The following is a 24015-nucleotide window of genomic DNA, read 5'->3' on the forward strand; positions in this document are numbered from 1 at the left end:
CGGTGGTTTTTAATGTATATTGTATGAATTACTTATAATTTACAATCTTGCCAAATTCAGGCTTAAGTGATGCGCCTCCTACAAGACCGCCATCGATGTTGGGCTGAGAGAAAAGCTCTTTTGCATTGCCTGCATTAACAGATCCGCCGTACTGGATGCGAACGCACTCTGCTGTATCCTCGTCGTAGATTTCAGCAATGCACTCACGGATAGCCTTGCAGACTTCCTCTGCCTGCTCTGATGTGGCAGTTACGCCTGTGCCGATGGCCCAGATAGGCTCGTAGGCGATAACCATCTTAGCAACATCTGATGCAGGAACGTCAACAAGATCAGATTTAATCTGCATTCTGATCCAGTCAAGGGTGATACCCATCTCTCTCTGCTCCAAAGTCTCACCGCAGCAAAGGATAGGTTTAAGGCCATGCTCAAATGCCTTCTTAACCTTCTTGTTAAGCTCCTCGTCTGTCTCGTGGAAATACTCACGTCTCTCTGAGTGTCCAAGGATTACATACTTAACACCTGCATCTACGAGCATCTCAGGTGAAATCTCGCCGGTGTATGCACCGCTCTCTTCAAAGTACATATTCTCAGCGCCTATTGCAATATTGGTTCCGCGTGTTGCTGTGATAGCGGGAACGATGTCTATTGCTGGTACGCAAAATACTACATCTACGTCAATGGATTCTACCAGAGGCTTAAGAGTAGCAATAAGTTCTACTGTCTTTGCCGGTGTCATATTCATTTTCCAGTTGCCGGCTACTATCTTTTTTCTTTCCATTTTAAATTCCTCCCTGTTCATGCAGCTTTGCAAGAACATCTGCAAGCACCTCTTCCATGGTGTTGTGCTTCTCATCTATGATAATATCTGCATATTTCTCGTAGAGCTTGCTGCGCTCATTATAAAGGGACACCAGTGACTGGCCTTCCCTCATGACAACGCCTCTCTGCTTAACATCGTTTAAGCGCTCTGTGAGAACCTCCATGTCTACCTTCATGTACACTATTGTGCCGATATTCTTAAAATGCTGCATCGCTTCGCTTCCGTAGACAACGCTACCTCCGGTTGCTACTACGGTTTTCTGAACCTCGATACCAGCATTTATTCTATTCTCAATATCAATAAAGCCATCGATACCTTCCGTTTCAATAATCTCGGAAAGCTTACGGCCTTCTTTTTCCTGAATCACAATATCTGAATCTACAAAATTATAACCAAGGATCTTGGCAAGTATAACGCCGACTGTACTCTTTCCTGATGCCGGCATTCCAATTAAGACAATGTTATCTTTTTTCATAATATTCTCCGGTGAAAAAAACGGATTCAATTGGATTAATCTCCAAATTGAATCCGTTTCTAAAAATCTTATTAGGTTATCTTATTAAGCGTTTACAATCTTGCCAAAGTCAGGCTTAAGTGAAGCGCCACCGATAAGACCGCCATCGATGTTGGGCTTTGAAAGAAGCTCAGCAGCGTTGCCAGCGTTCATTGATCCGCCATACTGGATGCGAACTTCATCAGCTGTAGCCTGATCATAAAGCTTAGCGATGAGCTCACGGATAAGTCCGCAAACTTCCTCAGCCTGATCAGCTGTAGCTGTCTCACCTGTTCCGATAGCCCAGATAGGCTCGTAAGCGATAACAAGCTTCTTAACCTGGTCAGCTGTTACGCCATCGAGATCCCATGTGATCTGTCTCTCGATCCACTCCTTGTATGTGTCAGCCTTACGAAGTGCAAGTGACTCACCACAGCAAAGGATAGGCGTAAGGCCAGAAGCGAATGCCTTCTTAACCTTCTGGTTGATAAGGATATCGTTCTCACCGAAGATATCTCTTCTCTCTGAGTGACCGATGATAACGTACTCAACACCAGCATCCTTAAGCATAGGAGCTGAAATCTCGCCTGTGAAAGCGCCGCTGTCAACGATGTAGAAGTTCTCAGCACCAACGTGTACGTTTGTGCCCTTAACAGCCTCTACTACAGGTACGATATCGATAGCAGGAACGCAGTAAACTACGTCTACATCATCATTCTTTACAAGATCTTTAAGCTCTGCACAAAGAGCTACAGCCTCGCTGGGAGTTTTGTTCATCTTCCAGTTGCCGGCAATTATTCTTCTACGTGCCATTTTTTAATGTCTCCTTTACTTATCATCTGCAGCAACTACGCCAGGAAGTTCCTTACCTTCAAGGAACTCGAGGGAAGCTCCGCCACCTGTTGAAATGTGGCTCATCTTATCAGCGAAACCGAGCTGGTTAACAGCAGCTGCACTATCACCACCACCGATGATTGTTGTAGCATCTGTCTCAGCAAGAGCCTTAGCAACAGCCTTTGTACCTTCAGCAAGTACAGGGTTCTCGAATACACCCATAGGTCCGTTCCAAACAACAGTCTTTGCGCTCTTTACAGCGTCTGCGAAGAGCTCTCTTGTCTTAACGCCTATATCAAGACCTTCCTTGTCAGCAGGGATTGAGTTTGACTCAACGATAGCTGTCTCGATGTCAGGATTGTCGATAGGATCCGGGAAACCACCAGATACAACTGTATCGATAGGAAGAAGCAGCTTCTTGCCGTTCTTCTCAGCCTTCTCCATCATTTCCTTACAGTAATCAATCTTCTCGTTATCAACAAGTGAAAGACCAACTTCATATCCCTTAGCCTTAAGGAATGTGTAAGCCATACCACCACCGATGATAAGTGTGTCGCACTTCTCAAGGAGGTTATTGATAACGTTAAGCTTATCAGCAACCTTAGCACCACCAAGGATTGCTACGAAAGGACGAACCGGATTCTCAACGGCGTTGCCGAGGAAGTCGATCTCCTTCTGCATAAGGTAACCAACTGCACAGTTGCCACCCTTTTCACGAACATACTTTGTAACAACAGCTACGGAAGCGTGTGCTCTGTGAGCAGATCCGAAAGCGTCGCATACATAGTCATCGCAAAGATCAGCAAGCTCTTTTGCAAAAGCTTCGCCAGCATCTGAAGGCTTTGTCTCTTCCTTGCCACGGAAACGTGTATTCTGAAGAAGAACTACATCACCCTCGCCCATAGCCTCAACTGCAGCAGTTGCATCTGCACCTGTTACGTTGAAGTCTGCAATGAATTTAACGTCCTTGCCAAGCTTAGCAGAAAGGCTCTTTGCTACAGGAGCAAGAGACTCGCCGTCGTTGGGACCGTTCTTAACCTTACCAAGATGTGAGCAAAGGATTACCTTGCCGCCATCTGCGATAAGCTTTTTGATTGTAGGAAGTGCAGCGTTGATACGTGTCTCGTCTGTGATCTCGCCGTTCTTAAGAGGTACGTTGAAGTCACAACGAACAAGTACTCTTCTGCCCTTTGCGCTGAAATCGTCAACTGATTTCTTATTAAGTGCCATTATTTTATTCCTCCTAAAATAAAAAATAAGAGGGTCAGGTCCAAACGGACCGGACCCTCCTTAATGATTCCAAGTTTTACAAGGAAGTTCGACTCTCGCTATCGCTCGATCGAACTAAGTGCGCACCAAGCGCTCGCGAGTACCTCGCGCGGTGCTTACTTAACGAACTTCTCGAAGTACTTGATTGTACGAACCATCTGAGATGTGTATGAGTTCTCGTTGTCATACCATGAAACAACCTGAACTTCGTAAAGATCGTCGCCAATCTTTGTAACCATTGTCTGTGTAGCATCGAAGAGTGAACCATATGTCATTCCAACGATATCAGAAGATACGATCTCATCCTCGTTGTAACCGAATGTCTCAGGATCTGAAGCTTTCTTCATAGCCTCGTTGATGCTATCCTTTGTAACCTCTGTGCTGCTCTTAACTACAGCGAAGAGAAGTGTTGTTGAACCTGTCGGAACCGGTACTCTCTGAGCAGCGCCGATGAGCTTGCCGTTGAGTTCAGGAATAACAAGGCCGATAGCCTTTGCAGCACCTGTGCTGTTAGGAACGATGTTAACAGCGCCTGCACGAGCTCTTCTAAGGTCACCCTTTCTCTGAGGACCATCGAGGATCATCTGATCACCTGTGTAAGCATGGATTGTTGCCATGATACCAGACTGGATAGGTGCGTAGTCGTTAAGAGCCTTTGCCATAGGTGCAAGGCAGTTTGTTGTACAAGAAGCTGCAGAGATGATGTTGTCATCTGCTGTAAGTGTCTCGTGGTTAACGTTATATACGATAGTAGGAAGATCATTTCCTGCAGGAGCAGAAATAACAACCTTCTTAGCACCAGCGTTGATGTGTGCCTGAGCCTTATCCTTAGATGTGTAGAAACCTGTGCACTCAAGAACAACGTCTACACCGATTTTGCCCCAAGGAAGGTTATTAGCATCAGCCTCCTTGTAGATCTCGATCTCTTTACCGTTTACTGTGATAGAGTGATCGCTGAATGATACCTTGTCAGCGTACTTATACTTACCCTGAGAAGAATCATACTTGAGAAGGTGTGCAAGCATCTTAGGATCTGTAAGATCGTTGATTGCTACGATCTCTGTTCCCTCGTGCTCGAACATCTGTCTGAATGCAAGACGACCGATACGGCCAAAACCATTAATTGCTACCTTTACTGCCATTTTAAGTCCTCCTAAAATGATTAAAAATAATTTATTTGCTGTTACTAATTCTTTACAACGTGATTGTCAAAAATTTGACAGCAAAATTATTTTATCTGACTTCTCAGATTTTTTCAAGTAATCTTGGGCAAAAACATAAAATAATCACAATAAAAACACATCAAAACACAAAACCGTAAACATATAATAGAAATGATTCATTTTTTTCTGTTTTTTTCTTTCCCTTAATTGATATAGGTTAAATAATTCTAAAAACGCTAACAATTCTATAAACTCCATTTATTTTTATGTTATTTCGTTTACAATAATTTTTAGGATGTCAATATCCCGGCTTTATGCCATTAAAATATGGAGGTCTAAAAATGTCAGTAAATAATGAAGGTTCCAATGCAAGTAATGTAAAGTCTTCAGGTTCCAAAAAGGTTAAACGAAGTATCAGTAAAACTCTTCTGCTTAGCCTGATGCCGATCATCATTATCGGCGTTGTGGCAATAATCATTTTCCTTACTTTAAATGCCAAGCAGACAATTACTGATGTTTCACTTATGGATCTGCAGGCTGAGACCAATGCCAATGCCTTAGAGCTTGGCACATCCTTTAGAATGCTGACCGCAAAGTTCGGCGAATACTGCGATACCATGGAGCAGGTTCCTTTCGAAGATCACGATGCTCTCCTTAAATACATCGAGCCCTCAGCAAGTTATAGCGCTATCAAGAATTCCGGTATATATATCGGTTTTTCGGATGACAGCTACATTTTTGCGAACCATTCGGAAATGCCCGCAGACTGGAGACCCACACAGCGTGATTGGTATAAGGAAGGTCTTGGTCATGAGACCTTTGTTGAGACAGAGCCCTATGTAGACGCAACAACAAACAGCCTCTGTGTTACATTTGTACGCCAGAACGATTTTTATAATGGTGAAATCGGTGTTTGCGGAGCAGATGTGTTCCTTAACGATCTTCAGGAGCGTGTAAACCAGCTCGCTCCTATGAAAACCGGTGGATCAATAGTACTTGACGGCGACTATATTATTTCCTTCTTTGATCCCTCACTTAACGGAACCAAGATCTCCGAGTCAGGCAATAATTATTTGAAAGAGCTTAAAGCGCATATTGACAGCGGTTCTACCGATATTATCACCCTTACTCAGGAAGGCACAGCTACAAAAATGTATGTTGCCTGCTCTCCTATTCAGGGAACAAACTGGACTCTTGTATCATCCATAGCTGTTGCCGATGTAGAGGCAACTGCAAACAAGTTCATGAACATTGCAATGATAGCAATGATTCTGCTTATCATTGTTATCGCAGCAGTTATCATTATCACAATCAACAGAGTCATCACAAAGCCCGTGCATGGCCTCTCCGAGAGCATTCTCAAGATCTCAGGCGGTGATTTCACTGCAAAGATGCCTCAGGATAAGGGCGACGAGATTGGTCTTATCAGTAAAGAAATGGATAACTATGTGCGAACAATGAACAGCACCATCACTTCCATCCAGACCAAGGCTGAACAGCTAAAAAACGACTCCTCAACTTCCCTGGATGCCTCCGGCAAGATGACGGAAGGTGCAAACGAGCAGTCCATTTCCATGGGTCAGATCCAGACCACCATGGATGATATCGCAAACGCGGTAAGTGAGCTGGCAAATAACGCAACCCAGCTTGCAGGTGCAGTGGCAGACCTTACCGACAGTGGAACAAGAACAAATGAAGTCATGCTGGAGCTCGTAGATCAGGCCGATGTCGGTCAGCATGATATGAATACGGTTCAGCAGAACATGGAGACCATCACAGCCTCCATGAATGAAATGAACAGCGTAGTTACAACAGTTGGAGAATCCGCTGATAAGATTACCGAGATTGTTGAAATGATCGAATCTATTTCACAGCAGACCAATCTCCTCTCCCTCAACGCTTCAATCGAGGCTGCAAGAGCAGGCGAAGCAGGAAAAGGATTTGCAGTCGTTGCTGATGAAATCGGTAAGCTGGCTCAAAATTCTCAGGATGCAACCAAGGAAATCAGTGCCATCATCACTGAGATCACCAGTCTTATCCGTAATCTTGCCGAAAAGTCACAGGCCAACATGGAGGCCATCAACAGTAACAGCGAAGCCGTTGCCAAGGCAGGAGACAGCTTCAACAAGATTTATGAAGACCTCAACAGTACTGCTGCTACTATGAAGGATATGATCAGCATGATGGGCAATGTCAATGATATCGCATCGAGCGTTGCCGCTATTTCCGAAGAGCAGTCGGCAAGCTCCGAGGAGGTCACAGCTACTGTTACCTCCCTTGCACAGAGTGCTCAGGATATTGCCAATGAATCCAAGGGTGTCGAGGATGTTGCCAACTCCGTATCAGACTCCGCTTTGTCCATCAACGATGAGCTGAGTAAATTCATAATCGATAAATAAACCAGATACAAATTATAAGGCGGTGGCCACAGAGGCTGCCGCCATATTTTTTGTTATAATTTCGTTTTTATTTGGAAACTTACCTGTAAAGTGCTAAAATTAAGGCTCAAAATATGACAAATGGAGAAAACGATTATGTCAAATAGATTACCCGCGGATTTTCATATGCATACCCACCACTCCGGAGACTGCGATACTCCCATGGAGATGGTCATCGAGCAGGCCCTGAAAAAAGAGCTTCCTGCCATATGTATAACCGAGCACATGGACCTCGATTATATTGTCTGCGAAACCGATCCTGCAGGAAAATTTGAGGTTAACACCGCTGAATATCAGGATGAGCTTCTACTTTATAAGGAAAAATATAAGGGAATAATCGATATATATTTCGGAATCGAGCTGGGTCTTCAGCCTCAGATAGTCAAAGAGAACTCAGACTATATTAGTAAATATCCCTTCGACTTTGTAATCGGCTCAAACCATCTGGTTCACAAAAAGGATCCCTACTACTCTTCCTTCTACGAAGGACGCACTGAGAGGGAAGCCTTTATGGAATTCTTTGAATCAACCCTGGAGAACATCCGTCTTTTTGACGATTTTGACGTACTGGGACACCTTGATTACCTTGTCCGCTACGCTCCCAATCTCAACAGAAATTACAGATATAAGGACTACAGCGATATAATCGATGAAATCCTAAAGACTCTTATAAGCAAAGAAAAAGGCCTTGATGTAAACACCAAAGCCCTTTATTCTGAGCCTTCTTTGGGAGACCTTAATCCCTCCAAAGAGATACTTGCCCGCTTCCGCGAGCTTGGCGGCGAAATCATAACCTTTGGATCAGATGCCCATAAGGCTGATAACGTTGCCCTTGGTTTTGAAACTGCAGTGGAAATAGCAAAGTCCTGTGGCTTTAAGCATTATGCGCTTTTCTCAGAACGTAAGGCTACCTTCCATAAATTATAACCTCGCGCAGTGTTTTTTAAGGAAGTTCGACTCTCGCACTTCGTGCTCGATCGAACTAAGTGCGCACTAAGCGCTCGAAAGAACCTCGCGCAGTGCTTTTTTTAAGGAAGTTCGACTCTCGCACTTCGTGCTCGATCGAACTAAGTGCGCACTAAGCGCTCGAAAGAACCTCGCGCAGTGCTTACTTAAAGAACGCCATCTCCGAGTTGAGCTTTTCTGCTACTTCCTTCAGTGAATCAGCTGAGGAAGCAAGGGTCGTAACCGTAGCTGAAAGCTCCTGCATTGAAGCACCGGTTTCCTGTGATGATGCCGCATTTTCTTCGGAAATTGCGGACAGGGAAGCCATTGCGTCAGCCACAACATTCTTGGCATCCACGCAGGTTCCTGCATCATTTTCTATACTCTTAACACTTACAACTGTTGAGGAGATATCTTCTATCATAGCGTTTACACTCTGAACAGTAGTACCGAGAACCTGCTGCTGTTCGTCGTTCTGACGCTGTACTTCGGATGCCATTGCAACTGCTGACTGTGACTCTGTAAGAAGTACATCCATCTCTCTTCTTATGTCGTCTGCCATATTTCTTGAATCATCGGCCAGTTTTCCGATTTCTTCCGCAACTACCGCAAAGCCTTTTCCTGCCTCACCTGCTCTTGCAGCCTCGATTGAAGCATTGAGTGAAAGGAGGTTGGTCTGGGATGCAATGGATGCAATGCCCATAACCTTTTCATTGATATTCTCAACCGCTTTACTTGTTGCACCGATCTTCTCGGTAATCTGTACTATACTCTCGCTCATGCTCTCTGAGCTGTGCTGCAGATCTGCGAGACTCTGAGCTGATTCGGTACTAACCTCCTGCATCTTGCCTGCCAGATTGGAAAGGTCATCTGTGCTGGCCTGAACGTTACCGGTTGCTTCTCCGATACTTCCAACATTCTCCGTAACACTCTGGATCTCATCAGCCTGCTGAGTAGCTCCGGATGCAATCTCCTGAACCGCATTTGATACATCATCCGCAGTCTGGGAAATCTGATTTGCCGTATCTGCCAGTTCCTCGGAGGAAGAATTTACGGATACCGTCGAGGTCTTGATGCTCTCTACTATTGAAGAGAGCTTATCAATAACTGCATTTGTACTATTAATGATAACTCCGAATTCATCCTCTCTCTGCGTGAACTTCTCGATTTTTCTAAACTCACCGTCAGCAAGCTTACTTACAGTATCATTCACTTCCTGAAGAGGCTGTGTAAAGGAGTTGGCCATCATAAGGGATATGATAATAGCAGCAATTACCATAACTATTCCAATTGCAATGCTTATAAGTGCACTGGTCTTGGCTTCTGACATTACCGTATTATAATCAGCCACCATAACGACAATCCATCCGGTCTCGGGTTCCTTTACAAAGGACATAAGAACCTGCTTACCATTATCTTTTCCAAGATATGCGCCGGAGGTTGCTGACTGTGCTTCCTGATAAATACTAAGACTGGAGTAATCCTGCAGATCATTTGCATCAACTTCAAACTCGGTATGTCCGATAACCTGGCCCTTGCTATCGAGAATAAAAGCTTCCTCTCCTTTTGAAGAATCAGCTGCATCCACAAGGAAATCATGTAAACCTTCAAGAGAATAGCTTCTCATAATTGTTCCAATGATCTGTCCACCGGCATCCTTGATTCCTGTGATGATAAAAATAGTAGCCTTACCTGTTGATTTTGATGCGTAAATATCTGAAACAAAGGTATTTCCTTCCTTTATACATTTTTGGAAATAATCTCTGTCAGCAATATTTTGAAGTTCTCCTGAGGATCTAACCACCTGCTGTCCGTCGGGAGCGGTAACAACTATAGAGTTATCACCCTGAAGCTTTGATTCAATATCCTGCAGCCATTTCTGCATGGACTCATGATCACGAAGTTCATCTTCGCTTTGCATATATGCGATCATATTAGGATTGGTAGCTGCCGTTTCAAGGCCGATAACCATCTCCTCAATGTATTGCATATACTGTTTTTCTACAATCTCAGCCTTTCTGGTATTGATTGTTTCCGCATCCTCCAGGGATTTATTCATGGAGCTGTTGTAGCTTATAATAAGCGTTATAGCCAGCGGCACTATGCAAATAAGCAGCATTACCAATATCAGCCTGGGTTTTACGCTCTTCAATGAAAATCCCTTACTCTTCTCGTCGTTACTCTTAGCCATAATGATTACCTCCTCATAAGGCAAGTGATTTATGTATCTTTTTCAACTGTCAGAAAACACTCCTCTGCCAGTTCTGTTTCTTTCTCATAGAGAATATCTTTAAGATAAAATGCGGAAATTCTCTTCGGAAACGATGAAATATCATCTCTATTCACTCCCATTTTTAAAAGCCGTTTTCTTAAACGGGAGCACTCATCCAAATACAGATAACCAATTCCGGTAGCTATTATCAGTAAAATCATGACAAAAATATATACAACAATCATTGACATCACCTCATCCTAAATTATACTAAATAGCATTTCGATATTGTGCGATTTTCCGAATATTTAAGGGGAACTTTATCCTTAGTTTATGGTTAATACATTTTTTTTAAATAACCTGTATCTTATAATGTTATTGAGGATTTTATGCAATCAAACGGTACTAAAATGCTGAAAAACAACTGTTGGAGAGTTTTGATGCCTTACAAAAAAAGCCTTGCAAAAAAATTGAAACTGACAAAAACCATATTCATGACCGTACTCATAGTACTTGCCTGTTTGTACTTTGCGATCATCCTCTTTAGTAAGGATTTTCGCAGCACGATAATGTCGGACAAGCTTTTTCTTGCCACCTTTGCGATCACCTGGCTGAGCATTCTGACAGGCTTTGTGAGTATGTTTATGGATTTTCTTTTATTAAAAAAGAATGCCGAGGTGGCAAGAGATTTAAACGATCTCTCCTTCCTTGATAAGCTTACCGGTCTGCCAAACAGATACAGCATCGACCGTATCTCGCAAAAGTACGATTCACCTGAAAAGCTGATGCACCTTGGCTGTATCCTAATCGCAATCAAAAACATCAAGGAGATAAATGAGGACAAGGGCAGGGCCGCCGGAGACAAGGTGATCTCCGATTTTTGTTCAATCCTTGAATCCGTAGGAACCCAGTACGGACTTATCGGAAGAAACAGCGGAAATGAGTTTCTCGTCATTCTTGAAAACTGTGATCAGAACTCTGTGGAATTATTTATGGGCGAGCTGGGAAGACGCATTCACAACCACAATGCCATCTCTCCCGATTCACCTATAGAGCTTGAGTATTCAAGTACTTTGGAGGATGAAGTTAGCGCCGACCATTTTTATACGCTGATAACAAATGCTTACCAGAGCTTTGAGGATAATCCCAAGGCCCTTGTATAGAGGTAAAAAAATATGCTGACAGATAACACCGCAAAAATCAGAAGACTTGTCCTTGGGGCATGGAATGATGATACGGAAAGCTTTGCACAGCTCTACTGCCTCACCGTGGATGACACCTACAACTACTGCAGAATAATTCTGGACGATGAAAAGGAAAGCCTGGAAGCGGTATCTGAAATCTATAACATTGCAAGGAAAAATATTTTAAAGCTGAAGGACCCGTCACTTTTCCCTGCGTGGCTAAGGCGCATAGCCTTCGATGTATGTTATGAGAAAAATGTGGCAGACACAAGGACAGACCTGTACTCTCTGCTACATCCGGAGGAGCTTATGTCCCTGCCGTTTTTCGAGAAAGAGATATTCTTCCTTCACGATTTTACAGGTCTTACGGACAAAGAAATTGCAGGCGCTCTTCACATACGAAAAAGTCATGTTAACCGCACTCTTTCACTGGCGCGGGATCACATGCTCGAACTAAGGAAGCTGTCAAGAACACCATGAAATACGAAAGAAATCGCTCTAACAAATTTCATATAAGCGATGATGATGCTTCTAAGATACTGGTAGATATCATTCACGAAAGCGGCAAGGAAATTGATTTTCTATCAGATACTGAAACTGTGGAAAAAAACAGAGACGATGAAAACCATTTTATCTCATCAGTGACAATAAACATTTTTGCATGCCTTGTGATGATCGTGCTGACGCTGTTTTCACCGGTGCTCCTTCTTATTCTTCCTACCGGTCCTGTGATAGATGAGGACAGGGCTCTGGCTGCCAAAGCAATGGCAAACAGAGAAAGCTATGATGTGACAGGCCTTGTTAAGGGCAAGCGGGACAACACTCCCCTTTGCTTAAGACCGACTCCCGGAAGAAAGGAAGTACTAAAAAATGACATAACCATGGTTGATATAACCAATGCAGCAGACGGTTATATTATCGTGCAGTACACCGGAGATTCCGGTAAGGTAAAGCTCCGAATTACAGGTCCTGACGAGATCGTCTATACCTATAACCTTGCTGTGGACGGCGGAAAAGAGGAGGTTTTCCCGCTTCAGGCAGGAGACGGCGAATACCTGATATGTGTATACGAGAATCTTGCTGCAACCCAGTATGTGACAGCATTTTCTCAGAAGGTGACCGTAACTATAAACGATAAGTTTTTGCCCTTCCTGTATCCCAATCAGTATGTGGATTTCAACGAGGGCAATCAGGCCATAGCCTACAGCGAGTATCTCTCCTACACCGCAAACAGCGACTTAGACGTGGTATCCTCCGTTTACAACGCGCTGATAAGCAGCCTCACCTACGACTACGAGGAAGCAGAGACCGTTCAGAGCGGATACATCCCTGATGTGGATGAGGTGCTGACCACAGGAAAAGGAATATGCCTTGATTATGCAGTTTTGATGACGGCCATGCTCCGCTCCCAGAGGATACCCACAAGAATGGAGGTGGGCTACGCGGGAAGCGCCTACCACGCATGGATAAGCACATACATAACCGATATTGGCTGGGTTAACGGAATGATAAAGTTCGACGGCAAGGAATGGTCACTTATGGATCCGACCTTCGCTTCAACGACAGATACTGAAAAGCTTGCAAACTTCATCGGAGACGGCAAGAACTATCAGAGAAAATACATTTACTGAAAACAGGAGAAACCGGATGAAATCACGGGTAAAAAAGGTCTTAACCGATTATGAAATTTCTGTTTTTTGCAGACAGATGGCCCTTCTTATCAAGGCCGGAATAGCGCCCTTAGAGGGAATTGAGATCATGCTCCAGGACTTCAAGTTCGAGGATGATGACTCCACGCTGCGCACCATTTCGCAGATACTAAGCTCGGGTGAAAAATTCCATATAGCCCTTCAGATGACAGGGGCTTTTCCGGGATACGTGATTCATATGGTCACCATCGGTGAGGAATCCGGTAACCTCGACCTTGTAATGGATTCGCTGGCTGACTACTACGAGCAGGAGGATACCATCAGAAACAACATCAGCAGCGCCATCTCCTATCCTCTTATCATGATAGGCATGATGATCGTCGTTATCATCGTTTTGATAACCCAGGTTCTGCCCATTTTCGGACAGGTATTTGCACAGCTCGGAACCAGTATGAACAGCTTTTCAAGGTCTCTTATGTCCATTGGAAATGCCCTGAATAACTACTCCGTGCTTTTCATAATAATCATGGTGATCTTTTCAGGAGCATGCATATTCTTTGTAAAAACAACCAAGGGGCGCACGCTATTCAGATCCATAGGAATGCATATTCCTCCTATTAGAAAGATATACAGCGAGATTTCAACAGCCAGATTTGCCAACGGAATGGTGCTTACACTGTCAAGTGGAATGGACACCTACGAAGGCCTGCGGCTCGTAAGTAAGCTCGTCGAATATAAGGAAATGGCTGCAAAAATCGACACCTGCCGCTCTCTTATCGCATCCGGTGACAGCTTCCCGGAAGCCCTTCAGGAGGCGGGAATCTTCAACAGATTCTACTCGAGAATGGTGGCAATCGGTTTTCAGTCAGGTTCCATGGACACAGTAATGAAGCAGATTGCAAGAAAATATTCCGATGAGACCCAGAGAAAAATGTACAATTTCATTTCCATATTGGAGCCCACTCTGGTTATCATTTTGTCACTTATCGTCGGACTGATACTGCTATCAGTAATACTGCCTCTAATGGGAATTATGTCATCGATAGGATGATGGTTTTATGGAAGAAATTACTTTAAAGAAAAAAGAGAACTTAATATCCGGAATCCTTGGATTCATGATTCCGACCATTATCCTTGTCGTAGTTGTAGGTGTGTTTTTCACAGGTGTAGCTCAGATAAGTCAAAGCACCATCAACAAACAGGAGGAGAGCCTCCACACCGCAATTGCGAGGGATATTGTGCAGTGCTACTCCATCGAGGGCATCTACCCTCCGAGCCTTGAGTATCTGGAGGAGCACTATGCTCTTGTCTATGACAAGGACATATTTTTTGTAGACTACAGACCCATCGCATCCAATATTTATCCGGATGTGACGATTTTGCGCACAGAAAAGAGTTTCGTAGGTAATAATCCATGAAAAGAAATATGGACAGCAGACATACCGTGGATATGCTTTTCGTTATCGCACTCCTGTTTCTCTTTGCGATGGGAGCGCTGATGCTGATTGCCCTTGGCTCAAGCATATATAAGCGTGGTGTGGACACTCTTACGAAAAGCTATGACAAGCGCACGGCTTACGCTTATATCACTGAAAAGCTGAGGCAGTGCGATGAAGAAGGAAGTATCAGCACGGACATTTTTAACAAGTCCGGTGCGATCCGAATAGACAGTCAGATAGGCGATACGCCTTACGTAACGTACCTTTACGATTATGACGGTGCTCTGATGGAGCTCTATGCAAGAGCCGATGCGGGGGATCTTCCTCCTGAATCCGGTCAGAAGATAATGAACATCCAGGGTCTTGTCATAAATTCAAAGGGAAACGGAATGCTGGAAATAACCATCACTTTGGAGGATGGTGAGGACCTGACCTTTATTACCGCCAAACGTTCAAGCGAATGAGGATCATAGATGGACAGAGCAATACACAGTAAAACGAGCCTATTTCTTATGGAGCTCATCATAGCGATTCTGTTCTTTTCAATTTCGGGAGCAATCTGTGTCCAGCTTTTTGTAAGGGCTCACACACTCTCCGAGACCTCTGTCGAGATGAACAACTCTGTGCTTTGGACCCAGAATATATCGGAGGTGTTCCATGGACTAAAGGGGAATCTTCGCTCCATAGCGGATTTTTACTCCGACAGCTCCATAGTTCTGGTCTCCTACGAGGACAATCCAGAGGTCGGAACTCTGGTTATGTTTTTTGATGAAAACTTTGAGCTGATACGTTTTCCTACAGAAAACGGTGCTCTTGAAAATGCAAAGTATGAGCTTCTTCTTTGCATCTCAGAGCTCCCTGCTGCTGAAGTTTATGCAGATACTGCTGCCGACACCGGACGTATGGACGGCAACGCTCTTGTGGGTGAGATAGCCCTGATCAGGATGGAGAACAGCCTTATTATCGATCGCATCTCCAAGGACGCTGATCAGGATGTTATCTCTGACAGATTTACTGATTATTACATAGGAACAATGGAGGTCAATGCTGATGAAACGTAATCCTGTTTACAGCACCCATATCGGCGCGGCATCAGTATTACTCATTTTCCTGGTGTTAAGTCTTATATCCTTCGCCGCTCTGACTTTAGTTAATTCCAGGGCGGACTACGTGTTGAGTCAGAAGATGCAGGAGCGCTCGATTGCCTACTACAGGGCCTGTCATGAGGCAAACGGCTTCATAGCAGAGCACGAACCTGCACTTAGAAATGTAAGTTTTGATGAGGAAAAAGCTGATGAAAAGCTCATTGAAAAGAGCTTTACCTTAAGTGAATTCCAGACCCTGGATGTTGCGATAACGCCCGCCCATGAAGATGACGACTCCACATACAGGATAGCCCAGTGGAAGGTTGTAACCCATGACGAGAATCTGATTCTGGATGAAACCCTTCCTGTGCTCAAGCGTTAACACAGCCCCGTGATTTAAATGTACTGCTGATCTTTTTTGAGGTATGAATATGTCTGATTCGGAATTAAGATACTTCAGCCTAAAAAAAGAATATAAGCTTATCCTTGAGTATTTCGATAAGTGTGCACACTCTATCAGAGAGAGTAACAAATACTCTCTCCGCAAAGCATGCATGTATATATCCATGGTCACTATTGCCATGATATTTATCGCCAAACTGGTTGTTCCCGACTTCAGAATAAGCCTCGCTCATCTTCTTCTCTGTCCATTCCTTGGCTTATATTATCTGATAAATCTTTACACCAGGAATAAGGCCATTAAATCTACCACTGTCAGCGATATTATCTGTCTGTCCTTTTATTTCATGCTGTTTATTATCTTTATTTTCAGGGACATGACCTCTGATCCCGGAAATCAGTCTATCTGGTTCCCTCTGTTTCTGATGGTATTTCCTACTGTATACATTGCAAGGATGTATAAATACGGGCTTTTTGGTATTTTGCTCGTTGCGATTTTCTGCACCGCATCCTATTACTGTAAGCCCTACAACGTCTTCCTCAGGGATGTTTATGTCGCCTTTGCTTCCTACATTCCTTCCATGCTCTGCGCCCAGATCATCCTGGTATCCCGTGCCAAGGAGGGTCTTGCCATTGCGGAGCTCACCAAGATAAGCACTATAGATAAGCTTACCTTCCTTCTTAATAAGGGTGCTCTTCTTTCCTCGATAAACAATTTCTTCGATCGCAGAAAGCCAGGCGAGCCCTGCGGAATGTGCGTAATTGACGTGGATAATTTCAAGCAGGTAAATGACAATTTTGGTCACAACGTCGGTGACCTTCTCCTGTCAAACCTCGGAGATCTCTTAAGAAAAAATTTCCGCTCCTCTGACTATATCGGAAGATTCGGTGGCGACGAATTCATGGTCTTTATGCCGGGCATAGCACGCCTTGATCTTGTGGAAATGCGCTGCAGGAGTCTGCAGATGATGCTTATGGATCTGGACCTTGGAACAGGAACAAAGTTCACGCTTAGTATAGGAGCCATCATCGACACCGGTGACCACCCCATGGGCGAAGTATTCCGCATGGCTGACGATGCCCTCTATCAGTCCAAGGTTATGGGCAAAAACAGTGTGAGCTCCTGGATCATCCCCGAATCCCGCACCTTTGAAAAGCCTCTGATTCTGCTGGCCTGCCCTGAGAATCACCCTCGCTCCAAGCCTTTTGTTGAAGCTGCCTCTGTTAAATTCGATGTAATCGAAGTTCACAGCGGTGACGTTGCCCTGTCTAACCTCAGTCAGTATCGCGAAACCATACGCCTTGTGATTGTAGATCTTGATCTTGAAAAACTCTCCGGCAACCAGGTTGTACAATATATAAAGGAACGTGCCGGCTTCAATCACATCCCTGTTATCGCCGTTGCTTCCGAAGAAGAATCCTTCATGGAAGCCCGTGAATGCGGCGCGGACAGAGTCTTCTTTGAAACAGAAAATTCAGCCTCCTTCAAGACTGCAATTGAGGAACTGATTAAATAAAAATGGTTGAGCAAGCTGCTCAACCATTTTTTATTACGCACTAACCATTTCCGGTTTATTACCTGTGTAAAGCTGATAGTATCTCTGCTTCATTTCAAGAAGCTCTTCGTGTGTACCCATCTCTACGATTCTACCCTGCTCAAGAACTACGATCACATCTGAATTCTTAACAGTTGAAAGTCTGTGAGCGATGACGAAGGTTGTTCTTCCATGCATCAGCTTGTCCATACCATCCTGGACGATTTTCTCGGTACGGGTATCGATGGAGCTTGTAGCCTCATCAAGAATAAGTACCGGCGGATTAGCGATGGCTGCTCTTGCGATAGCAAGGAGCTGGCGCTGACCCTGTGAAAGATTTGCTCCGTCACCTGTGAGCATTGTGTTGTAGCCTTCAGGGAGGCGCTTGATAAAGCCATGGGCATTGGCGAGCTTCGCTGCTGCCTTGACCTCTTCATCTGTTGCATCAAGCTTACCGTAGCGTATATTCTCTGCTACTGTTCCGGTAAACAGGTGGGTATCCTGCAATACCACGCCAAGAGATTTTCTAAGGTCTGCTTTCTTTATCTTGTTAACGTTGATGTTGTCATATCTGATTTTTCCATCCTGAATGTCATAGAAACGATTTATCAGGTTGGTGATTGTGGTCTTACCTGCACCGGTTGAACCAACCAGAGCAACCTTCTGACCGGGCTTGGCATGGAGAAGGATGTTGTGAAGTACCATCTTTTCATCTGTGTATCCAAAGTCCACATCATTGAAGGTAACATCTCCTTCCATGGGCTGGTAGGTTGTTGTGCCCTCAGCCTTGTGGTAGTGCTTCCATGCCCAGCGGCCTGTGAACTCCTTGGATTCCACAATCTGGCCATTCTCTTCCTTGGCATTAACAAGCATTACGTAGCCGTCATCCATCTCAGGCGTCTCATCAAGGAGCTTGAAAATACGCTCTGCACCTGCAAGGGCCATGATGATACTGTTAAACTGCATTGATACCTGGTTGATGGGCATTGAGAAGCTCTTATTAAATGTGAGGAAGCTTGCAAGTCCTCCAACGGTAAAGCCAAAATACGGATTAAGAGCTATTGCTCCACCGACGATAGCGCATACAACGTAGCTCAGGTTACCAAGCTGTGCATTTATAGGTCCGAGAATTCCGGAATAAGCATTTGCTCTGAATGCGCTCTGGTAAAGCTCCTCGTTGAGCTCATCAAATCTCTTGATTGCCTCGTCCTCATGACAGAATACCTTGACTACCTTCTGGCCTGTCATCATCTCTTCAATGAAGCCGTTAAGTGCACCGATGTTCTTCTGCTGAGCAACGAAGTTTTTACCTGAAGCTCCTGTAGCCTTAGCTGTTACAAAGAGCATGAAGGCTACCATTGCAAGAGTAACACAGGTCAGCGGAACACTCAGTATAAACATTGAAAAAAGCACACTGACAATTGTGATCGCACTATTTAAAAGCTGCGGAATACTCATGCCTATCATCTGCCTGAGTGTATCAATGTCGTTTGTGTAGATTGACATGATATCGCCGTGAGCATGTGTGTCAAAGTATTTGATAGGCAGGGATTCCATGTGATTAAAAAGCTCTATTCTAAGGTTCTTAAGAGTTCCCTGTCCTACATAGATCATCAGTCTCGCCTGAACGAAGGCTGCTACTACACCGATTGCGTAGAAAATAATTACCTTTCTAATTGCTCCGGCAAGCGGGCCATAGTCCGGATTAGCCTGTCCTATCAGGGGCGTGATGTAGCTGTCAATAAGTGTCTTGGTAAACATAGTACCCTGAACACTGGCTATAACGGATAAAATGATGCAGATTACAACAAGCACCATCTGAATTCCATAGTCCTTAAATACATAAGACATAAGTCTTTTAAAAAGCTTGCCCGGATTTTTAATCTTAGGTCTCGGGCCGCCACGCATATGGCGATTACCGGGGCCTCGAACTTCTCTAACTTTTTCTTCTGCCATTTATGTAAACCTCCGTTTTTTACTTTGGTGAATCGAAATCTGCATCGCCGCTTGAACCAACCTGTGATTCGTAAACCTCACGGTAAATCGTGTTATTTGCAAGGAGCTCCTCATGAGTTCCAAAGCCGTCCACCTTACCATCTTCCATTACTATGATTCTGTCACAGTCCTGAACACTTGATATTCTCTGAGCGATGATAAGCTTTGTGGTGTTAGGTATTTCCTCTGCAAATGCCTTTCTGATCTTGGCATCCGTAGCTGTATCAACCGCACTTGTGGAATCATCAAGGATAAGAATCTTAGGCTTTTTAAGAAGGGCTCTTGCGATACAAAGTCTCTGTCTCTGTCCACCTGAAACATTGGTTCCGCCCTGCTCGATATAGGTATCATAGCCATCAGGCATCTTTTCAATAAACTCGTCTGCACATGCAAGGCTGCAGGCTCTTTTTACCTCCTCGTCGGTGGCATTTCTGTCACCCCAGCGAAGGTTCTCATAAATAGTTCCGCTAAAGAGGACATTTTTCTGAAGTACTACGGAAACCTGATTACGAAGGGCTTCCATGTCGTACTTTCTGACATCCACTCCTCCGACACTGACTGATCCCTTGGATACGTCATAAAGTCGGCTTATAAGATTAACAAGTGAGGACTTGGCAGAACCTGTTCCACCGATAATACCTATGGTCTCACCTGACTTTATTTCAAGGTTGATATCCTTAAGTACAGGCTCCTCTGACTCCTTGTTGTATTCAAAATCAACGTGGTCAAACTTAATGCTTCCGTCCTTAACCTCCATGATGGGCTTTTCAGGATTGGCAAGGCTTGTCTTCTCGTCGATAACCTCAACGATACGCTTCGCACTTGCAGATGACATTGTCACCATAACGAATATCATGGAGAGCATCATAAGACTCATGAGGATGTTCATGCAGTATGTAAGCAGTGACATCATGGCACCTGTTGTGAGCTCATTTGAAACGATCATGTGAGCACCTACCCAGCTGATAAGGAGGATGCAGGCGTAAACTGTCGCTGTCATTACAGGTCCGTTCAGGGTAACGACCTTCTCTGCCTTTACAAACATCTCATAGATGTTAAGTGCTGCTGTCTTGAACTTGTCGTTCTCATACTCCTCGCGGACGTATGCCTTTACAACACGGATTGCAGATACATTTTCCTGAACGCTCTCGTTAAGTCTGTCGTATTTCTCAAACACTGCCTTGAAGTACTTGGTAGCCTTGTTCATTATGATAACAATGAAAACTCCCAGGCACAGAACTGCGATAAGATAGATAGACGCAAGTCTGGGTGAAATAATAAACGACATGATCATGGCTATTACCATGGAAGCCGGAGCTCTCATAGCCATTCTGAGGATCATCTGATATGAGTTCTGTATATTGGTAACGTCAGTTGTAAGTCTTGTTACAAGTCCTGATGATGAGAACTTATCGATGTTTGCAAAGGAAAAGGTCTGAATATTATCAAACATCCTTTTTCTAAGGTTCCTTGCAAGACCTGTGGAAGCTCTTGAACCAAAGTAGGCTCCGCCAAGACCGGCAAGAAGTCCGAGCAGTGCAACCACAATCATCAGTATTCCTGTGCGGATGATGTAGCCCATGTCCGCACCATTAATGCCAAGGTCCACGATACGTCCCATGAGCACCGGTATGATCATCTCGGCGATGACTTCACCGATCATGCACAGGGGCGTCAGAAAGCTTGGCAGGGTAAATTCATGTAATTCCCCAAGTATTTTCTTTACCATCTTTTCACCTTCCTCTTTTATATTGTGCGTAGCTTTTACAGATTCGGAAAGCTTTTGCACCGAAAAACAGAACCGTAGAGCGGTTCTGTTAATCTATCATACATACAAATTGTGTCCAATCTGTTAATTACTGAAGAAAAGTACGTACATTTATTCCATTTACTTCAATGTGGTCATCAACTGCGATAACAAGGCACTGTCTTCCGTCGATGATCCTTGATTCAACAAGGTCTGCTCTGTCGGGATCAACCTTGATCACAACGTTGGGCGCAGAGATGTCAAACTTCCTTGTGTTAGCAATGTTGGTAACAAGAAGAGGCTGCTCCTGCTCTCCCACTATCTCCTGATAGTTGTGATCGAAGTAATCCATTCTGTCATCCGGAACACCACTATCCTTAAGAAGATGCTTAACATCATCTCTGGAAAGTTCAAAATGAACCTCATCCTCCTCATGATCCTCAAGCATGGTGGTCAGATTTTCATGGATATTCCTCATTACATCGTAATCTGCCTCTTCACCTATGGTCTCCTCAACCAGAGCCTGGAAAAGTGTCTTCTGTTCAGGCGCTGACATCGGCGGTCTTCCTCCGAAAAGTGCCTGGATGAATTCCGGCTGAATGTCATTGGGCTTTTTGGAGAAATAGAGCATGTTGTGAATATCTGCGTTACGCTCTATAAATGCAGGGAAAAGGAATCCCTTCGCAGGACCGTCAACAACCCAGTCACGGTATCTGTCCTCGATCTCATTGGTCTTATCGTTGTAGCAAAGACCTGCCTTGGAGGGCTTTACAGGGCAGATGCTGCAGAGCATGTAATCATAAATATTCTCAGATGCATCCTCCATCTCAATACCGTCATTGGTTATTCCGGGAACATCATAAATAGCATGGACGAGAATAATAAAATAGCTGTCCTCCATGAAAAGGTTCCCGATGATCTTGTCATAAAACTCATCAATAAGACTATCATCCTCAAGATGAGAGTCTCTAAGACGCAGTAAAAATTCCTGCGTTCCGCCTTCCTGTTCCTGATCAAGTGGAAATTCAAGATTTATAAGACTTTTCCCGAAAACACCTGAAAGTGTGTGCTTGAAAATGTCCAGATATTTAAACATTTCCTCTTCGGGTATACTTCCAAACGCCTTCTTAAATACAAGTCGTTTGTTCAACTCCCCATCAACATAACACCCGCAGATGTGATCAATAGTACATCTGTCGGGTGTGAATTGTTTCCTTATTTCTAATACTTCTGCTTTGTTCATGTGTGCTTATCTACTCATCCTTTGCTATAAATTTATCACACATCTCGCGAGCAAACTGAACCGGGTAGAGTTGCACCATAACTGAATCTATAAGATTTTCAATAGTCATCTTAAAAGCAATCTTAACGAAATTATCGTATTCTGTTTCAAAACTTTTTTCAAAAATCTTCACACTGTCAACATCGATTCTGTTGACTATAGGTGTGCTGATATCAGTAGGCACGCTGAGCATCATCGAAAGAGATGTAGCTGCTGCTCCCATCATCTGGTTCATGGCTTCTGAAGCTGCTGAAAGATGGAGATCTGAAATCTCGCAATCAGTATTCGTTCCATCGCCGCCCATCATGAGATCTGTCATGACCTTGACATCATTTTCCTTAAGGATTAGGACGTTATTACCTGTAAGTCCCTTGACATAATGAATCTGCACGAAAATGCAGGTTTTTTCATAGTCATCAAGTGATTCACTTCTCTTGATAACGCTTACGTTAGGAGTGGTAATATCAACCTTCTTGTTTACCATCATACTAAGTGTGGTAGCTGAATTACCCATACTGATGTTGGCTATTTCTCCTAATGTGTCTATCTGTTGGTTTGTAAGTGCCTGATCCATAAGAACCCCTCGCTCCTTGTATAATCAGTTTTTAATTACTTAAGACAAAGTAACCATCGCTAGATATCACGGATATACATCTATTTTATGCCATTAGAGTGTGGGTGTAAAGGAAGTTTCGGTCTGTGATTTCTTAATTTTCTATAATATTTTTGAGTTCTAAAAGTGAATCAAACCTCTTATAATAGAGTCCTTTTACTTCCTCTTCATCGTCATTCTGATCAGGAATGTATATGGTTTTAATCCCTGCGCCCGCTGCTGCGCGGACTCCGTTTGGAGCATCCTCAACCGCTATGCAGTTTTCCTTAGGTACTCCGACCTGCTCTGCTGCATACAGGTAAATATCAGGCTTTGGCTTTCCTTCCTTTACCATGGTTGCACAGCATATTTTGTCAAAATACTCAAAGAGGCCTACATTTTTAAGATATCTCTCTGTGCGCTCCTCATCCGTGGCAGTTGCAGTGGATATGATGATTCCGCTCTCCTTAAGCCATGAGAGGATCTCCCTTGCACCGGGCTTTAAGCTTATGCCTTCTTTTTTAATATGCTCCTCAAAAAGCTTCTTTCTGTATTCTCTTACTTCCTGATAATTAAAATCATCGCCGTACCACTCTTTAAATCTCTCAGGTGCAAAGGGTCTTCCGAGGCTCCTGAGCTGCAGGGTCTGCTCCCTTGTCATCTTGTATCCAAAGTGTTCAACGGCCCTGGGCCATATGATCTGGTAGTACTTCTCAGTGTCTATAAGTGTTCCGTCCAGATCGAATAAAACTGCTTTTATCTCCATAATCATTCTCCTAACTAAAACATTATAAGATTTTCATAAACATGTTGTAAGTGATTTTTTACAATTTTTTGTGATTATTTTTGTTTATTAATATTTCATTAATGTGATTATCTGTGATTGACTTTGATTATTTGTGATGATATTCTTTACTCAGATGGTGAACACAAT

The 24015-nt window shown here is 43.8% G+C and carries 23 protein-coding genes; 11 read left to right on the forward strand and 12 right to left on the reverse strand.

Annotated elements, in window-relative coordinates; translation table 11 throughout:
• Positions 1-28 precede the first annotated feature (28 nt).
• From tpiA (G601_RS0119435) to gap, 5 genes are all read right to left on the reverse strand, one after another.
• Complete coding sequence (gene tpiA, locus G601_RS0119435) at positions 29-778, reverse strand: triose-phosphate isomerase (RefSeq protein ID WP_026666329.1); 750 nt, start codon at positions 776-778, stop codon at positions 29-31.
• A 1-nt stretch (position 779) separates the two neighbouring features.
• On the reverse strand, positions 780-1295 hold the full coding sequence (locus tag G601_RS0119440) for a shikimate kinase (RefSeq protein WP_026492433.1): 516 nt from the start codon (positions 1293-1295) through the stop codon (positions 780-782).
• Between the two features lie 84 nt (positions 1296-1379).
• Positions 1380-2126 (reverse strand): triose-phosphate isomerase, encoded by a 747-nt coding sequence (tpiA, locus tag G601_RS0119445; RefSeq protein WP_026492432.1) that lies wholly within the window; start codon positions 2124-2126, stop codon positions 1380-1382.
• 15 nt (positions 2127-2141) lie between these two features.
• On the reverse strand, positions 2142-3377 hold the full coding sequence (locus G601_RS0119450; RefSeq protein ID WP_026666330.1) for a phosphoglycerate kinase: 1236 nt from the start codon (positions 3375-3377) through the stop codon (positions 2142-2144).
• 155 nt (positions 3378-3532) lie between these two features.
• Complete coding sequence (gene gap / locus G601_RS0119455; RefSeq protein WP_026494260.1) at positions 3533-4558, reverse strand: type I glyceraldehyde-3-phosphate dehydrogenase; 1026 nt, start codon at positions 4556-4558, stop codon at positions 3533-3535.
• Between the two features lie 362 nt (positions 4559-4920).
• On the opposite strand from gap, the gene G601_RS0119460 reads away from it, so the two are divergent.
• Together G601_RS0119460 and G601_RS0119465 are read left to right on the forward strand one after the other, a co-directional pair.
• On the forward strand, positions 4921-6978 hold the full coding sequence (locus G601_RS0119460) for a methyl-accepting chemotaxis protein (RefSeq protein ID WP_026666331.1): 2058 nt from the start codon (positions 4921-4923) through the stop codon (positions 6976-6978).
• A 135-nt stretch (positions 6979-7113) separates the two neighbouring features.
• Entirely contained in the window at positions 7114-7944 is an 831-nt protein-coding gene (locus G601_RS0119465; RefSeq protein ID WP_026666332.1) for a histidinol-phosphatase HisJ family protein, read from the forward strand.
• Between the two features lie 181 nt (positions 7945-8125).
• On the opposite strand, the gene G601_RS0119470 is transcribed toward G601_RS0119465, so the two are convergent.
• Both G601_RS0119470 and G601_RS0119475 read right to left on the reverse strand, forming a co-directional pair.
• Positions 8126-10153, reverse strand: coding sequence for a methyl-accepting chemotaxis protein (locus tag G601_RS0119470; RefSeq protein WP_026666333.1), 2028 nt, complete (start codon positions 10151-10153; stop codon positions 8126-8128).
• Positions 10154-10182: 29 nt separating this feature from the next.
• Entirely contained in the window at positions 10183-10395 is a 213-nt protein-coding gene (locus tag G601_RS0119475) for a hypothetical protein (protein ID WP_207638072.1), read from the reverse strand.
• 249 nt (positions 10396-10644) lie between these two features.
• Between G601_RS0119475 and G601_RS24270 the strand changes: the two genes are divergently transcribed.
• The 9 genes from G601_RS24270 to G601_RS25490 are packed head-to-tail and all read left to right on the forward strand — an operon-like array spanning position 10645 to position 17447.
• Positions 10645-11337 (forward strand): GGDEF domain-containing protein, encoded by a 693-nt coding sequence (locus tag G601_RS24270; protein ID WP_207638073.1) that lies wholly within the window; start codon positions 10645-10647, stop codon positions 11335-11337.
• A 12-nt stretch (positions 11338-11349) separates the two neighbouring features.
• Positions 11350-11838 carry an RNA polymerase sigma factor gene (locus G601_RS0119485; protein ID WP_026666335.1) on the forward strand — a complete coding sequence of 163 codons (489 nt, stop codon included), beginning with the start codon at positions 11350-11352 and terminating at the stop codon, positions 11836-11838.
• A complete protein-coding gene (locus G601_RS24275) occupies positions 11835-12989 on the forward strand; it encodes a transglutaminase domain-containing protein (RefSeq protein ID WP_051200996.1) in 1155 nt (384 codons plus the stop codon). The genes G601_RS0119485 and G601_RS24275 overlap by 4 nt, the downstream gene beginning before the upstream one ends.
• A 16-nt stretch (positions 12990-13005) precedes the next feature.
• On the forward strand, positions 13006-14058 hold the full coding sequence (locus G601_RS0119495) for a type II secretion system F family protein (RefSeq protein ID WP_026492424.1): 1053 nt from the start codon (positions 13006-13008) through the stop codon (positions 14056-14058).
• A gap of 7 nt (positions 14059-14065) precedes the next feature.
• Positions 14066-14425, forward strand: a complete 360-nt coding sequence (locus G601_RS0119500) for a hypothetical protein (RefSeq protein WP_026666336.1) — start codon at positions 14066-14068, stop codon at positions 14423-14425.
• On the forward strand, positions 14422-14910 hold the full coding sequence (locus tag G601_RS0119505; RefSeq protein WP_026492422.1) for a DUF4860 domain-containing protein: 489 nt from the start codon (positions 14422-14424) through the stop codon (positions 14908-14910). Before G601_RS0119500 ends, G601_RS0119505 begins: the two co-directional genes overlap by 4 nt.
• A gap of 9 nt (positions 14911-14919) precedes the next feature.
• Positions 14920-15507 carry a hypothetical protein gene (locus G601_RS24280; RefSeq protein WP_035791168.1) on the forward strand — a complete coding sequence of 196 codons (588 nt, stop codon included), beginning with the start codon at positions 14920-14922 and terminating at the stop codon, positions 15505-15507.
• A complete protein-coding gene (locus G601_RS25485) occupies positions 15497-15913 on the forward strand; it encodes a hypothetical protein (protein ID WP_026492421.1) in 417 nt (138 codons plus the stop codon). Before G601_RS24280 ends, G601_RS25485 begins: the two co-directional genes overlap by 11 nt.
• Before the next feature lie 49 nt (positions 15914-15962).
• Positions 15963-17447: a diguanylate cyclase gene (locus G601_RS25490; RefSeq protein ID WP_026666337.1), complete on the forward strand. Its 1485-nt coding sequence runs from the start codon at positions 15963-15965 to the stop codon at positions 17445-17447.
• A gap of 33 nt (positions 17448-17480) precedes the next feature.
• Here G601_RS25490 and G601_RS0119525 read toward each other — a convergent pair whose 3' ends face one another.
• From G601_RS0119525 to G601_RS0119545, 5 genes are all read right to left on the reverse strand, one after another.
• Entirely contained in the window at positions 17481-19421 is a 1941-nt protein-coding gene (locus tag G601_RS0119525) for an ABC transporter ATP-binding protein (protein WP_026666338.1), read from the reverse strand.
• Between the two features lie 19 nt (positions 19422-19440).
• A complete protein-coding gene (locus tag G601_RS0119530; protein WP_026666339.1) occupies positions 19441-21189 on the reverse strand; it encodes an ABC transporter ATP-binding protein in 1749 nt (582 codons plus the stop codon).
• 127 nt (positions 21190-21316) lie between these two features.
• Entirely contained in the window at positions 21317-22450 is a 1134-nt protein-coding gene (locus G601_RS0119535) for a DUF4317 domain-containing protein (protein ID WP_026492022.1), read from the reverse strand.
• Positions 22451-22460: 10 nt separating this feature from the next.
• The gene (gene fliY, locus G601_RS0119540) at positions 22461-23063 is read right to left on the reverse strand and encodes a flagellar motor switch phosphatase FliY (RefSeq protein ID WP_026492023.1); all 603 of its coding nucleotides are present in this window, start codon (positions 23061-23063) and stop codon (positions 22461-22463) included.
• Positions 23064-23196: 133 nt separating this feature from the next.
• Positions 23197-23847 carry an HAD family hydrolase gene (locus G601_RS0119545; protein WP_242834459.1) on the reverse strand — a complete coding sequence of 217 codons (651 nt, stop codon included), beginning with the start codon at positions 23845-23847 and terminating at the stop codon, positions 23197-23199.
• Between the last annotated feature and the right edge of the window lie 168 nt (positions 23848-24015).

Source organism: Butyrivibrio sp. FC2001 (assembly GCF_000424125.1).
Classification (GTDB): domain Bacteria; phylum Bacillota; class Clostridia; order Lachnospirales; family Lachnospiraceae; genus Butyrivibrio.